This is a genomic window from Dysgonomonas sp. UBA7630, from assembly GCF_002483985.1.
Taxonomy (GTDB): domain Bacteria; phylum Bacteroidota; class Bacteroidia; order Bacteroidales; family Dysgonomonadaceae; genus Dysgonomonas.
Window position 1 is genome coordinate 13,513 of sequence record NZ_DLIY01000016.1, and the last position, 14,540, is coordinate 28,052.

General features: G+C 36.1%; 19 protein-coding genes. 18 read left to right on the forward strand and 1 reads right to left on the reverse strand.

What is annotated here, in order from left to right:
• Window position 1 precedes the first annotated feature (1 nt).
• The 17 genes from B3P17_RS06085 (at window position 2) to B3P17_RS06165 (ending at window position 12,964) form a co-directional block, all read left to right on the forward strand.
• Window positions 2-1,408 (forward strand): efflux transporter outer membrane subunit, encoded by a 1,407-nt coding sequence (locus tag B3P17_RS06085; RefSeq protein ID WP_252636728.1) that lies wholly within the window; start codon window positions 2-4, stop codon window positions 1,406-1,408.
• A gap of 995 nt (window positions 1,409-2,403) precedes the next feature.
• Window positions 2,404-3,729: a site-specific integrase gene (locus B3P17_RS06090; RefSeq protein WP_291104356.1), complete on the forward strand. Its 1,326-nt coding sequence runs from the start codon at window positions 2,404-2,406 to the stop codon at window positions 3,727-3,729.
• Window positions 3,730-3,902: 173 nt separating this feature from the next.
• Complete coding sequence (gene dnaN / locus B3P17_RS06095; protein WP_291104358.1) at window positions 3,903-5,024, forward strand: DNA polymerase III subunit beta; 1,122 nt, start codon at window positions 3,903-3,905, stop codon at window positions 5,022-5,024.
• Window positions 5,025-5,027: 3 nt separating this feature from the next.
• Window positions 5,028-5,351 (forward strand): hypothetical protein, encoded by a 324-nt coding sequence (locus B3P17_RS06100; RefSeq protein ID WP_291104360.1) that lies wholly within the window; start codon window positions 5,028-5,030, stop codon window positions 5,349-5,351.
• A complete protein-coding gene (locus B3P17_RS06105) occupies window positions 5,348-5,569 on the forward strand; it encodes a hypothetical protein (protein ID WP_291104363.1) in 222 nt (73 codons plus the stop codon). The genes B3P17_RS06100 and B3P17_RS06105 overlap by 4 nt, the downstream gene beginning before the upstream one ends.
• The gene (locus tag B3P17_RS06110; RefSeq protein WP_291104366.1) at window positions 5,553-5,924 is read left to right on the forward strand and encodes a PcfK-like family protein; all 372 of its coding nucleotides are present in this window, start codon (window positions 5,553-5,555) and stop codon (window positions 5,922-5,924) included. Before B3P17_RS06105 ends, B3P17_RS06110 begins: the two co-directional genes overlap by 17 nt.
• A 2-nt stretch (window positions 5,925-5,926) precedes the next feature.
• Window positions 5,927-6,559, forward strand: a complete 633-nt coding sequence (locus B3P17_RS06115; protein WP_291104369.1) for a hypothetical protein — start codon at window positions 5,927-5,929, stop codon at window positions 6,557-6,559.
• Window positions 6,556-7,989, forward strand: coding sequence for a PcfJ domain-containing protein (locus B3P17_RS06120; RefSeq protein ID WP_291104372.1), 1,434 nt, complete (start codon window positions 6,556-6,558; stop codon window positions 7,987-7,989). Before B3P17_RS06115 ends, B3P17_RS06120 begins: the two co-directional genes overlap by 4 nt.
• A complete protein-coding gene (locus B3P17_RS06125; RefSeq protein ID WP_252639682.1) occupies window positions 7,955-8,134 on the forward strand; it encodes a hypothetical protein in 180 nt (59 codons plus the stop codon). The genes B3P17_RS06120 and B3P17_RS06125 overlap by 35 nt, the downstream gene beginning before the upstream one ends.
• Window positions 8,135-8,144: 10 nt before the next feature.
• On the forward strand, window positions 8,145-8,336 hold the full coding sequence (locus B3P17_RS06130) for a hypothetical protein (protein WP_291104377.1): 192 nt from the start codon (window positions 8,145-8,147) through the stop codon (window positions 8,334-8,336).
• A 3-nt stretch (window positions 8,337-8,339) separates the two neighbouring features.
• Window positions 8,340-9,176 carry a DUF4373 domain-containing protein gene (locus B3P17_RS06135; RefSeq protein ID WP_291104380.1) on the forward strand — a complete coding sequence of 279 codons (837 nt, stop codon included), beginning with the start codon at window positions 8,340-8,342 and terminating at the stop codon, window positions 9,174-9,176.
• Complete coding sequence (gene dnaB / locus B3P17_RS06140) at window positions 9,115-10,608, forward strand: replicative DNA helicase (RefSeq protein ID WP_291104383.1); 1,494 nt, start codon at window positions 9,115-9,117, stop codon at window positions 10,606-10,608. Before B3P17_RS06135 ends, dnaB begins: the two co-directional genes overlap by 62 nt.
• 14 nt (window positions 10,609-10,622) lie before the next feature.
• Window positions 10,623-11,195, forward strand: coding sequence for a hypothetical protein (locus B3P17_RS06145; protein WP_291104386.1), 573 nt, complete (start codon window positions 10,623-10,625; stop codon window positions 11,193-11,195).
• Window positions 11,196-11,205: 10 nt separating this feature from the next.
• Window positions 11,206-11,598: a hypothetical protein gene (locus B3P17_RS06150; protein WP_291104389.1), complete on the forward strand. Its 393-nt coding sequence runs from the start codon at window positions 11,206-11,208 to the stop codon at window positions 11,596-11,598.
• A gap of 7 nt (window positions 11,599-11,605) precedes the next feature.
• Entirely contained in the window at window positions 11,606-12,145 is a 540-nt protein-coding gene (locus B3P17_RS06155) for a hypothetical protein (protein WP_291104392.1), read from the forward strand.
• Window positions 12,146-12,221: 76 nt separating this feature from the next.
• Window positions 12,222-12,746 (forward strand): hypothetical protein, encoded by a 525-nt coding sequence (locus B3P17_RS06160; protein WP_291104395.1) that lies wholly within the window; start codon window positions 12,222-12,224, stop codon window positions 12,744-12,746.
• Entirely contained in the window at window positions 12,719-12,964 is a 246-nt protein-coding gene (locus B3P17_RS06165) for a hypothetical protein (RefSeq protein WP_291104399.1), read from the forward strand. Before B3P17_RS06160 ends, B3P17_RS06165 begins: the two co-directional genes overlap by 28 nt.
• 146 nt (window positions 12,965-13,110) lie before the next feature.
• On the opposite strand, the gene B3P17_RS06170 is transcribed toward B3P17_RS06165, so the two are convergent.
• Complete coding sequence (locus tag B3P17_RS06170) at window positions 13,111-13,473, reverse strand: hypothetical protein (protein WP_291104402.1); 363 nt, start codon at window positions 13,471-13,473, stop codon at window positions 13,111-13,113.
• Between the two features lie 306 nt (window positions 13,474-13,779).
• On the opposite strand from B3P17_RS06170, the gene B3P17_RS06175 reads away from it, so the two are divergent.
• Entirely contained in the window at window positions 13,780-14,469 is a 690-nt protein-coding gene (locus B3P17_RS06175; RefSeq protein WP_291104405.1) for an NUMOD3 domain-containing DNA-binding protein, read from the forward strand.
• The last annotated feature ends 71 nt before the right edge of the window (window positions 14,470-14,540 follow it).

A 14,540-nucleotide genomic window follows, 5' to 3' on the forward strand; every position in this document is an offset into this window, starting at 1 on the left:
AATGAAGAGAAAATATATAAAAGGTGTAGTTCTGTTGGGAGTAATACTCTCAATGGGATTCACCTCCTGCGGAATAGTAAGTAACTATAAAGCTCCTGAAATAGACTCGCAAGATATGTTTAGGGGAGAAAATCCCACAGATACTACTACGATTGCAAATATCCCGTGGAGGGAATATTTTACAGATCCTGCCCTTCAGGCTCTTATTGATGAAGGATTGGCTAATAACTTTGATCTGAGAATAGCTTATACCAGAATCCAACAAGCTGAAGCAGGTCTGGTGGTTGCTAAATCTGCGTATTTCCCAACTATAGCTTTAGCCGGTCAGGTGACGCACACTCGGGGAAGTATTAAAAACGGAAAAGAGAGGGTCTTAGGATATGAAACCGGGACTCAGTTTGGATTGGGTTTTGCCGTACAATGGGAAGCCGATCTTTGGGGAAAACTTAGTAGTAAGTCGAGAGCTCAGTATGCTAATTTGGTTAGTACACATGCTTATCGTAACTTGATACAGACATCATTGGTTGCCAATATCGCAACTACTTATTATTCCCTATTGGCTTTGGATGAGCAACTGAAGATTACAAAGGAAACCATAGGTTTGCTTAAAGAATCTACGGCTACTATGACGGACATGATGCAGGCTGGATTGCTCAACCGTGCAGGTGTTAAACAGAGTGAAGCGTTGTTGTATAATACGCAAGTTAGCGTGCCTACACTTGAGAGCCAAATAAGAAAATTGGAGAATTCTCTTTCTGTTCTTGTTGGTCGCAAGCCAGGTCCGGTATATAGAACTGCTATCAAAGATCAACCTGTTCCTTCTCATTTGCAATATGGCATACCAGCTCAAATGTTGGCGAAGCGTCCTGATGTAATTCAAGCTGAAATGGGATTCAGATATGCATTTGAAATGAGGAATGTTGCTCAGCGATCTTTGTATCCTTCATTAACATTGGGTACGTCAACAATAGGTTATGCTTCTAATACATTGTCTCAGTTTTTTCAACCAGCCAATATATTAGCTAATATAGTAGGAGGCTTAACGCAACCTATTTTTGCAGGAAATCAGTTGAGAGGACAATATAAAGTGGCTAAAGCTCAACAGGAAGAAGCACTGTTAACATTTGAGCAAACAGTCTTAAAAGCAGGACAAGAAGTTTCTGATATAATGTATACTTACGAATCATCGTTACGTAAAAACGAAGATAGAGCAAAACAAGTGGAAGCTCTCTTTACTGCAGTGGATGATACTAAAGTGTTGCTTAAAGCCGGAGAGGCGAATTATACAGAGGTGCTAAACGCGGAGCAAAATCTGTTGCAAGCACAACTTGGACAGGTAAATGATAAGCTCGAACAGCTTCAGGCAACTGTTAATTTATACAGGGCGCTTGGAGGAGGTGTAGAGTAATACAATCTGATACATACCAAATATTAATAAGGATATTCGTGATGAATATCCTTATTTTTTGTACCTATATTTCCTTAATTTAACTCCAAAAAGTATTCTTGTTTAAGATTTGGCAGTCCTATTTTTTTATTGTAACTTGCCTCCTGAACAACGACATAGAGCAAAATTGAAGACAAATAAAGCTCATAATTATATAAAAAGGAATAGTTAAAAAATACAGGAGTGAAAGAATCATTCCTCTACCTTTTGTTTTATAGTCAAGGATTTTTATTGAATGAATTTATGTGAACTGACACTCTCTACAAATACTTCAAGCAATCACCTCATGGATGTAAAGTTGAATAGCAACTACTTAAAGTTTTATTTATTAATATTTTAAGGATAAAGCGATTTCGTTGTATTTACTATACTCAAATGAAATAAATGAAAAATGAGACAAGATAATAACCTACATAAGCTGCTAAACTTATTTTTAATAACCTTAATTGCTTTGATCTTACTTATTTGGTTTTGGACAAAATGAGATTTAATACGTATCGACATTAAGCCCCTCTCAGTTAACGAAGCATGGCAAGGCAAAAGATATAAGATTAAAAAATATAAACAATACGAAAATGCTTTACACTGGCTTCTTCCTAAAATAACAATACCCGAACCATCCTATAAAATATACTTCAGATTCGGATTTAGTAACTCCCTTTCCGACTGGGAAAATCTGGAAAAAACCAACTCAATATACTCCTTCCCTTTTTTACAATCTCGGTTTTACCGAATTGTCTCAACAAACATTTCTACAAATACAAAACCCATTGAAAAACTATTGTTAATCAATGGGCTTGTAGAAGCGATAGTGCGCACGGCGAAAGCACTCTAAAATAATTTCCTAGCTTTTAATAATTAAAAAAAACAGTAGATCAGACAATAAATATTATTTATTTTGTATTCGTTTATTTATAAATACAATTTAATCGTTCCCCTTAACGTTTCCCCAAGATATGGATATTAATTACTTCTTAAAAGATAAATCTAAGAAAAAAAGTAGTGTAAGAGCTATTGTAAGATATAAAGGACAACGATATCCTATTTATGTTGGAGAAATAATCCTTGTAAAATATTGGAATACATCAACACATAGGTGTAGGATTGTTCGCGAATACCCTGAAGCTTCATTTATAAATAAGAGACTTGATGAATGGGCCGATGTTATTGAGAAAATATTTAATAATTGGGGGTTAATTACACCAACTCAACAAATGGTAAAAGATGCTATTGTTGATGAAATAAGAAAACGTAACGTCGAAGTTGGAGGTATTTCAGACAATGAGTCAGAACAGTATTTTGTCGATTTTGCAAAACGTTATATGGAAGAATGCTCTCGTAAACCAGAGACTAAAAAGAGTTATGGTACAACTATTAACAAGTTGATATTATTCGAGAATAAATTTAAAGTAAAACTGCGGTTTATTGATATAAATATTGATTTCTATAATCAGTTTAGAAATTGGATGCTAGGTTCAAGCTATAAAAAAGGAGAGGAAGATGTGTTTTATACAAAGAATTATATTGGAGGATTAACTAAAGATATTAAAACATTTATGAATCAGTCCAAAAAGCAAGGATTGCATTCGTTTAGTTCTCATGAGGTAGAAGATTTTAAGACAGAGAGAGAGCAGACAGATTCTATATACCTTACAATTGATGAACTGACTAAAATTTACAATATTGAATTTACTGAGAAACTTCTAGTTGAGAACGGATATGATTCAAGACCACAAAATCTCAATAGAGCTATAAAATCGCTAAACGAAGAACGAGATCGTTTCTTGATCGGTTGTTTTACAGCTCTTCGTCATTCTGACTATTCCAGGCTTGAAAATGCAAATTTTCATGACGATATTGTAGGTATATGGACATTGAAAAAGGATAAAAAAGTATATATTCCAATGCATTATCTACTTAAGGAAATTCTGAAAAGAAGGAAAAATATTCTACCTTATCCTATATCTGGGCAAAAACATAATGATCAAATAAAAGAGATTGGTAAACTTGCCGGAATTAATGAAGAAGTCTTGTTAACCAAAACAAGAAAAAATCAAAGGGATAGCACAATTGCACCGAAATATAAATTCATTACATCACATACAGCTCGTCGTTCTGGAGCGACTAATATGTATCTCGCGGGGATAGATATTAAGTTTATCCAAGATCTTCTCGGACATTCTAAGGCTGAGACAACACTAAACTACATTAAAGTATCTGCTGAAGACAATGCTAAGCGATTAAAAGACCATCCATATTTCAAAGGAGAAGATAAAAAATAGTGAAAATATTTTTTTATTAAAATAGACTTTTTATATTTGCAAAGGATTTAGCGAGTCGAATTTTATACGAAAGTATGAGATTTGGCTTTTTTGTGTTTATATACCTACCTCATACTTTCTTTTAAAAACCTCTACAACACTTTGTCAGGTAGCCTTCAAAATCAAAAGGCACTATGACAACAATTACATTTTCAAAATCAGAATTATTAAGCCGGCTACAGTCGGTAAGTAAAATTATCTCACCAAAGAACACACTTCCTATCATGGATAATATCCTCTTGGATATCCGAGAAGGAAAGGTTAAGATTTCGGCAGCCGATCATAGCGGCCGAATAAATACATCAATCGAAGGAATATTAATCGACAACGATGTTTCCATCTGTGTTGAACCAAAGTTATTGATTGAGGCCCTAAAGACATTACCGGAACAGCCTATCACAATTGCCATTGATGAAAAGTTAGCTGTCACTGTCAAGTACAAAGGCGGTAAGTTTGAACTCGCAGGGCTATCACCTCAAGAATTTCCCAAAGAAAAAGATGTTACCAATGCAACTAAAATTTCAATACCTTCTAAGATCTTATTAAACGGAATAGAGAAAACGATCTTCTGTGCATCTACTGATGATCTTCGTCCGATAATGACCTCTGTCTATCTGGATATTGTAGAAGGACAAATCAGCTTTGTAGCTTCTGACGGTCATAAGCTTGCTTTGTTGGAACTTCGGGACGAATCAATGACAGAGAAAATAAGCTTTGCCCTTCCTCTTAAAATCGCAACCATTTTAAAAGGCTTAATCAAGCCAACCGATGAATTAATAAACATATTCGTCAATAATAATTCAGTCCGACTAGAATATGGATCGGAGAGTATAATTGCGACCTTACAAGAAGGTAACTATCCTAATTATCGTTCTGTTCTCCCGCAGAATAATGATAAAATATTATCTATTGGTAAAGCAGACCTTAACGGAGCCATCAAGCGGGTATCTGTATTTGCTAATCAAGCCAGTAGTTTGGTTAAACTCGAACTATCGAAAGATCTGATCAAACTATCAGCTCAAGATATCGACTTTTCTACAGCTGCTGATGAAACCGTTGCTTGTGGATATACAGGAACAGCAATGGCGATAGGATTCAAAGGTCACTTTCTTACAGAACTGATCTCTGCTATTCCTTCATCTGATCTTCAAATGTCGTTTTCAGACCCAAGCCGGGCTTCACTTATTACACCTGTTGATGAAGAATCAGAGGATAAGCTGACATATTTATTAATGCCAATGATGCTAAACAACTAAGCTATGACGAAGCCCGATTTAATAAGAAGGATAAAGCTCATTCTGAAACTCGATAATATCAAAAAGGAAGAGAATGCCGGAGCCAAGCAAGGACTTGAAAAAGCTCTCGAAATATTGGAATCGAATCAACGTGATTTATCCGGATTGGATGAACTCGATACTACTCAAGCAAAAGCGATCGCAAAGTTTGCTATCGACTTTAATAATATGAAGCCTTGTAGTGCATTCTTCGTAGCCCTTGGTGAATCAATCGAGGGGAAAGTTCCTGATGAGAAGTTCTACAAAAAGTTATGGAAGATTATGACCGAATTTGATAAGAAGTCATGACAAAGCAAGAAGCATTAAAAGCGATGCAAGATGGCAAAAAAGTGTCTCATCGCTTCTTTTCTCCTGACGAATGGATATCTATAAAGAATAATGAAATTATTACAGAAGAAGGCTATTCATGCCCTATTGAAGAGTTCTTTCATTTTCGGAGTGATAATCTATGGGAAAACGGCTATGATCTATACAACAAAAACAACAATAATGATGACAACAAATAATAATTCATTTCAAGATACAATCAAAGCATACTTAGACAAGCGAGCCCAAGAGGATTCTCTTTTTGCCGTAACGTATGCAAAGGAAAACAAGAATATCAAAGACTGTTGCAGCTATATAACCGACAGAGCAAAAAAAATGCAAAGTGGCGGTTGTGCTGTCATATCCCATGAAGAGGTTTTCGGGTGGGCGGTACACTATTACGACGAGGACGATATCAAAGTCGAAAAATCTTCAAACACTCGATCTGAGGTAAAAACTTCTGCTACCAAAACAGAGGTTAAGAAACCTGAGGTTCCTAAATTGAAGCTCAAGCCTGCTAAGAAATCAGATGTTGGACAATATAGCTTGTTTTGATTATGAAGGGAATATGCTTTATAGAGCCGTTGCATGACAAGACGGTCAAAAAGACAAAGACTGAGACAAGAAGGATTATTGTAAATCAACCTTTGGAAAATGAAATAATTAAGCCTTTTGCTAATGGATTCTTTGGAATATATCATAAGGTTGGCGGAATAGATAATTTAAAGGTAACTCTTAAACCTCGCTACAATGTTGGTGAAATTCTATATCTGAAAGAACCATACTTCATCCTTGAATCAAAACAAATTGAATATAGGTATGAGCCTACATTCTTTCTCGAAGGTTGTGTTATGCCTAAATGGCAATGGAAAAATAAACTCTTTATGCCTGCATCAGCCGCACGCCATTTTATCAAAATCACTGCTGTTCGTGCTGAAAGATTACAGGATATATCTAATGAAGATTGTATCAAAGAGGGGATCTGGTTTGGTGAAACATCTTCTTTCTATTACAATGGTTTATTTCACTCAAAAGGAAATTATAAAGGAAAAATAAAGAAGTACCTAACAGCTAAAGAAGCATATAAAGCTCTTATCAATTCCATTGATGGCAAAGATACTTGGGATAATAACCCTTGGGTGTGGGTGTATGATTATAAACTGATTGACAGAAAGGAGGTGCAGATATGAAACCGAAAACAAAGCTTCAATTTGAGGTGCTTGAAAACAGTAAGTATTTATCAAACATTGAAAACAAAATGCTCTCTTGGGCCAAGAAAGATATATTAGAGCATAAAGGATTCGCTACCAAGACAAGAGTTATTTGTATGGATTGTGGGGAGGCATTCTCCCCCGATCTTGTAAGCCGCAAGCACGCCGTTTGCCCTCACTGTCATACTAAGTTGAAGGTAGAGCAGACGAGGAAACGGACCGCCGAGCAACGAACTTACATTGCTTCTGCCGAGATATATGGTGAGTTTCAGGTGATCCGAAATTTTGAGTTGCGATCTTATCATAAATCGGGGGTATCTACAAAGTATTATATATCCGAAATACTGCAACATTGGATATTATCTAATGGCAAGAGGGAAGTTATTGCTCGCAGACATACTGTCAATTGGTATTGTGATTCATGGGGTGGTTATATGGAGATTCAGAATAAAAAAGATGAACGAAAATATGATATATATCCTCAAAAATATCATCCTGATTCAATATTTAAGACTGAGTATCTAAAGTATGGTATCAATAAAAATTTAGAAGGGCTTACTTTTCTGGAAGCAATAAAGATTGTACCAGAGAACCCAAAGGCTGAAACTTTATTGAAAGCAAAACGATATGATTTGTTAGGTTGCTATTGTGATTATAGTCTTAAACATGAAATTTATAATTATTGGCCGTCGGTTAAAATATGCTTGAGAAATAAGTATAAAATCAAAGATGTGAAAATATGGTTCGATTACCTTGATCTTTTACGATACTTCAAAAAAGATTTAAATAATGCTCATTATGTATGTCCTAAAGATTTAAAGAAAGAACATGATATCTATATGAAGCGCAAGCGTGAAGTAATGAGGATAGAAGAAATGAAGCGAGACTATATCCGTATTTTAAAGTATTTCGGAGAATTTCAAGAAGCGGGCTTTTCATATCCCAAGAACTTAAATAGAGAATATCAGATATTAGTCGAAAGACAAAAACGAGATAGGCCCGAAAAGAAGAAAAAAGAACTTGAAGGCTTAGCTGTAAAATATCAAAAATTTATTCAGCCATTCTTGGACATACATATCAGTGATAGCCTTATACAAATTATTCCTCTACAAAGTATCGAAGACTTCAAACAAGAGGGTGATACTTTACATCACTGTGTCTATACCAACGAATACTTCAAAAAAGCTGATTGCCTGATCCTATCGGCACGCATTAACGAATCTATACTTGAAACTATAGAGATTGATATAAAGAATATGAAAATAGTTCAGTGTCGAGGCCAACGAAACGGGCTGAGCGAGTACCATGATCGGATTCTCACTCTTATGAATAAAAACATGAGACAAATTAAAGAACGTCTTAAACCGAAAAAGAATGGAACTAAAAGAGATGTCACAGCAGCAGCTTAAATCCGGTATTATCCGATGCGAAGCAAGATTATGCGGTATTCTTCCTTTCGGATTAATGAAAAATGAGACATTCACCCGTGAAGCTATGAGAGAATACCAGACAGAACTGGATAAGAGAAAACAAACTGAGTTAGATTTTAAATAAGATTACAGATATGGCAACAATATTGAAGATAAATGACGGTGACAGAGGTACTAATTTAGAAGTTTATCCATTTAATGAAGATCAATTACTCCAGATTTGGATAGAAGATTCTGGAGAAGATCCAATTTGTGTATCATTAGATAAACAAGAGGTCGAAGAACTGATCGAGTATCTACAGAAACGACTTAAAGAAATGAAGTAAGCTATGGCAAGACCATTGAAAAAAGGACTTGATTATTTCCCTTTCGATATTGATTTCTTCGAAGATGAAAAGATAGGTGCGATATCGGGCGAATTCGGGATTAAAGGAGAGATAGCGACAATAAAGCTGCTGTGTGCGGTATACCGTAATGGGTACTTCTTACAGTGGAATGAGATGCTAAAGATGAAGCTCCTTAAAAACCTGCCCGGTGTCAGTGCTGAATTAATAGACCAAATTGTGAGTCGCTTAGTCAAGTGGGGGTTCTACGACCAATCTCTGTTTGATTCGGATAAGATTCTAACAAGTGTCGGAATTCAGACCAGATATTTTGAAGCTATAAAGAGAAGAAAGACAAATGAAGTATTTCCTTATTTATTAATTAATGTTTGCAATAACGGAGTTAATGATAACAATAACTCTATTACTGCCGACAGTAATACACAAAGTAAAGGAAATAATATTACAGTAATAGATAAAGAAAAACTCTCTAACGAGAGTAAAAAGAAAGCGGAAGAATTGAAACGTCTTGAATTGGAAGCTAAAGCAAAAGAACAAATCAAGAAACTTGACGCAGCTAGAGCTGCTACACTCAAGCGTAAAAATGAATTTTATGATTCTCTTAGGCCTTATGTACCCAGATACGGTAAAGAAATGATCCGGGCATTTTTCGACTATTGGACGGAAATGAATAAGCAACAGACAAGAATGAGAATAGACAAGCAATCAACATGGGACTTAGCTCTCAGGTTAGGTACATGGAATAACAGAGAAAATATTTATGGCAAAACAGCAACAGAAAAAACACAACAACCGGCAGCAGGACCAGCCGTTGTCGACTGAAATAGTAGGTAAAATTCAACCTCAGGCAATAGAACTGGAAGAAGCTATACTTGGATCGTTACTGATCGAATCAAAAGCATACTTCGATGTGGAGAATATCCTTCAAGCTGAACATTTCTATTTAGAGGCACATCAGATTATCTACAAAGCAATTTTACAGCTTGCTACACAGCGGAAACCTGTCGATATGCTGACAGTGGCCGAATATCTAAAATCAAGTGGTGAACTTGAATCGATCGGAGGGCCTCTGTATATATCCCAATTAACAGAAAAAGTAGCATCGGCTGCCCATATTGTTTATCATGCTCAAATTGTACAGCAGAAGGCAAAATCTAGGGAAATTATCCGGATAGCATCGGAAATATCGGCAAAGGCCTACGACGAAACAGAAGATATCGCAGAGATTATAGAAAGCTTAGAAATGTCACTGACTGAGCTTACTTCTTCTTCCGGGAATTTTCAGTCGGTACCGATGGATGAAGCATTAAGTGACGCTTTGCAAACAGCAGCCAAAGTGCAAGAATTAAGAGGTAAAGGTATACAGCTCGCTATACCTACAGGGCTTAGTTCACTTGATGATATTTTTGCAGGAGGATGGTCTGCTCCGGATCTGATCATATTGGGTGCACGTCCGAGTATGGGTAAAACACAACATTCTCTTTCGTTTGCTAAAGCGGCAGCCTTAGCAGGTAAAGATGTTTTGTTTATCTCCATTGAAATGAAAAGGACACAGCTTGTGAATCGTTATCTGCTTGAGGACGATCGTATCAACAGCCGTCACCTGAAAAGCGGACAGATGAGCATGGAAGAATGGACAGCTATTGACGAAAAGGCGGGCCAATTATGGAATATGAAATTAAATATAGCCGATCATCATAATATACGCTATCTAAACAACATGAAGTCCGAAGCCCGGAGATTATACCGACAAGGGAAGCTTAAACTGATGATAATAGATTATCTGGGATTAATCCGAACAAACCTGAAATTCCAGTCCAGACAAATTGAAATAGGATATATCACAGGAGAATTAAAGAACCTGGCTAAAGAACTTGATATCCCTATCATTCTTCTTTCACAGTTGAATAGGCCAATGAAAGGAACGGCTGTAAAGGAACCACAACTTGAAGACCTGAGGGAATCGGGCGACATCGAGCAGGATGCAGATATCGTTCTATTCATCCATAAGCCTGATTACTATAATCCGGATGTACAAGACAGTAAAGGTATTCCATGGAAAGGTAGAGGAAAGCTAATTATATCAAAATACAGGGAAGGAGCCAGGAACCAACCTGTCATTTTTCATCATGACAATAATTACAAGAAGATATGGGATAATTATGATTCTCAGTCGTCAATCGATTATGGCCCTTCACCGATTAAGCCGAATGAAGGTTTTGAGAACCAGAGAGAAGATGATACACCCTTTTAAATTGGAATTGGCCGATGGCAAATCAAATAATAAATAAATATATTTCCGAAAGATATGATCGTTGGCTCGATTATGCAGTCTACCATTGCTCACATCATGGGATGAATGAAGAGGCTGTCGATGTATTGAATGAAGTTCTGGCGATGCTTATAGAGAAATGCGGGACCAATGAATCCTATATCCTGCAATTGTACGAAAGCAAGAAGGGACAATACCGGGAACTTGATTTCTTTGTCCTGCAGATGATAAAATTAAACATTCAGTCACCGACTTCACCCTATCAGCATAAATACAGATCATTACCGATAGATGCAAATATTGACTTTCAACGGTTAGATCTGATCGATGAAGAAGATACGGAACAGGACAGATCAGGAGATATACTGCTAAAAATGCAACAAGTAAGAAGTATATTCAATAGTCTGCAATTATCAAGGAGAGCAAAGCTAGTGTTTTCTTGGAAGTTTTTCGAGGGTAACAGCTTCTCGGAATGGGAAGGACAAGAGGACAAGAAAGACCTGTATGATATTTACAATGGAGTACTCGAATTAATTAAAAACAAGTTGAATAATTGTTTAACCGCTTAGCAGCTTAAATATGGCAGATGAATTTGATATAATAGATATAATCTTCGCAGCGGCAGAAAGTGCCAACACTGGCCTTGTGGGCTATGAAGGTAATTCCATAACAGGAGAAGAAAACAATCACTTTGTGGTGGGTACTACCGGTATGGAGTCAAAGGATTATGTCAATAAAGCACCTGTTGTCAATGTCAATATATTCAGCAAGAAGTATGATGATGGAACGCCTGATATACCACTGATGAAATCGACCAAAAGAGCCATCGAGAAAGCTATAAAAGAGAATATAATTGTACCGAAAGGTATGTACTGGAAATCAAAGATCGTATGGTCGGAACCTATGGGTGAATACAAAGCAGGCTTCGATTGTACAAATATTCGAATAGAAGTAATAACAGAATTAAATTAATAAAATTATGCCTGAATCAAGAAGTTTAGCAGTGGATATGAAATATGTTGGTGCTGGTACTCCCGGTGATGGAGTTCCTGCTGCAGCATATACCCAATATCCGACAATTCACGAGGGCTCTGTCGTATTCAATTTCGCAGACGGTTCTCAAGTACAATTTAAAGCAATGGGCCAAAGAGAACCATGGGCTTTGATTAACAGGGTAACTGACATATCAAGTGTAGAGTTTGCCATTCCTTCACCAACAGCTCAGGAACAAAAGGATTTTATGGGAGGTACTGTTACCGGAGATAAATGGGAAGCTCCGATTGATGCTCCTAATATTACCAAGAGTATTAAGATGCAGACAGCGGATTATGAAGGTAAATATACCGAATATGTAATTCCGAAAGCATCTATTTTCGCTCGTCTGTCTCAAGCTCCGGGAGAAGAAGCAACCGACCTGATGTTGGTACGTGCTACAATTATAGCACCTGTGACATCCGCAGGAGTTCGTAAAACATCATTCACAAGGGAAGTGAAACCTGTAACACCTCCTGAAGGTTAATTGAAGAGCAAGTAATGAAATGAGAAGTAAAGGGTGTCGTGTTTTACGATACCCTTTATATTTTAAAGTAAAAAAAATGAGCGTAAAACAAATGTTATTTCGGGAGTCCGATGCAGCTGTCGATAAATCGATAAAGATTCCTTTTGAATTCAGGAATGTGCCGTCGGATAAAGTTGACAAAGTCGGTCAGGATATAGTTATTCGCCCTGCTACCGTAAGCACATGGTTTCGTTTAAAGCCACTATTGGCAATGATAGAGTGCAAAGATCTTGAATTGGCAAAAGCAGCAATCGGCAAGGATTTTAATACGGATATAGCCGAAGTGATGGAAAGGTACGATAAGCTTATTCTTGAGATCATTTATATAGGCATTCATAACAACAACGGTGACATGCCCGAATGGTTTAAGAAAGTGCTTAAAGAAAGTTGTACATGGGAAGATATATATATCCTCTTTAATGCGATCATCTACCGTCTGGGGACATCGTCTTTTTTGAATACTATCACAGCCATGGAAGCTGTGAGCCCGCTCGACGAAAGGGAGATAATAGCCCTTCAAAAAAACAAGGAAACATGGCTCAAAGCAGCTTTGCCCTTTTAGTACTGGCAAACGAAGCTTTCGGATATACCCATCAACAAACCTTAAATAGCAGTTACTGCATGATCATGTCCATGCTCAAAGAATATAACTTTTCGATGAATCAGCGTAATAAGACCATCAATGGAGAGGAAGAAATAAATGAGGGTGAAGAATGGACTACAGTAATAGACTTCGACACAGGCCAGCCGAAACGAATAAAAAAAGTAAAGAGTATTTAGTTTTATATATTAAGTTGAATTTTGAAATGTAGGGTATTTTTCATAGTATTTCGTACTCAAGCGCCGTATCGTCTGTGAAGATAGTACGGCGCTTATATTTTAAGAGAAAAACTAGCATTTATTAGTTTGCATTTTGCTTTTGTATACTAAACATTTTCTATATTTCTGTATTTTTCAAAATCGGGAGAATCTATACCCATTGTTTCATAAATTGGTCGAAGCTTAGCTTCTAATTTTGGATATTTAGAGTCAAATAGATATTCGTTTTCTGACAATTCAATTAGTCTTTGATAAAAAGCAGTATCTAGGATGTCTTTAGCTTTATCAAAATCACCCTTGTAGTACATTATTTTAGCTTCTTTTATTGCATCGTATTTTTCCTGGGGGATGATCTTTTGATTTAGTTCCATAGTATTATTAGTCATACCCCAGATTTTAAAGAATAGAATTATTTGAAGTACCCCAAACACTAAGAGAATTACTGTCAAAAACACATTAATATTTTCCATAATATAAAAATTAAGTTATCATACGAAATTAGGAATAAATTTATTACTCTTTTATTTCTACCCCCAATTTTTAGATGTAAGTAACAGAATTTATTCATTAAAACTTTAATACAAAAAAATATCAAAAACGACAGTCTTTTGAAAATTCAGATGAAAAATGGATGAAGGTATGTATATTAATGCTAATTTCATAAAATGACTAAAAGCGGTAATATTGTTAAGAAGTATTATGTATATATCTGGTATATTACTAATACGAATGAAATATTTTATGTGGGTAAAGGTTCGAACAATCGAGTAATGAGCATGAAAGATCGAAATAATTATTTTAAAAATATTCGGAATAAATATGAATGTGATTTTAAAATCATAAAATATTTTGAAAGAGAAAATGATGCTTATGACTTTGAAAAAAAGATAGGCCTTAAACTTAAAAAAAAGGGTCAGGCAAAAGCTTGTTATGTTTTAGGAGAGACACAAAAATTTGTCGACAAAAAGACTCGGAAGAAAATATCTAAATCATTAACTGGTAACATACCTTGGAATAAAGGCCAGCCCATGTCATTAGAACAGAGAGAAAAATTGAGAGCTGCCAAAATAGGAACAGTTCAAAGCTTGAAGACAAGATTGCTACGTAGTATTTCATTACAGGGCCAAAAAAGATCAGAAGCTACAAGAAGAATTCTTTCGGAGGGGAAAATTGGAGACAAAAACCCAATGTTTGGGAAATCACCGACAATAGATACTATTGAAAAAAGGAGAGTGAAAATGCTAGGACATTTTGTCTCTCAAGAAACAAGGATAAAGATTGGTCTATCGAACGGAAAGAGAGTCGCTAAGATTGACATATGCACAGAAGAAGTAATAGAGATTTATAATAGTGCATCTGAAGCAGCAAGAGAGAATGGTATAAACAATAGCAAGATTTCACAGGTCTGCCGCGGAGTTAGGAAAACAAGTGGAGGATTTAAGTGGAAATACATTTCTGAGAATTAGTAATAGAGGAAGCTCCAAATTCTTTTCAGCCCTGATCCCATAAGGATTAGGGCTTTTCTTTGTTCTCTTAT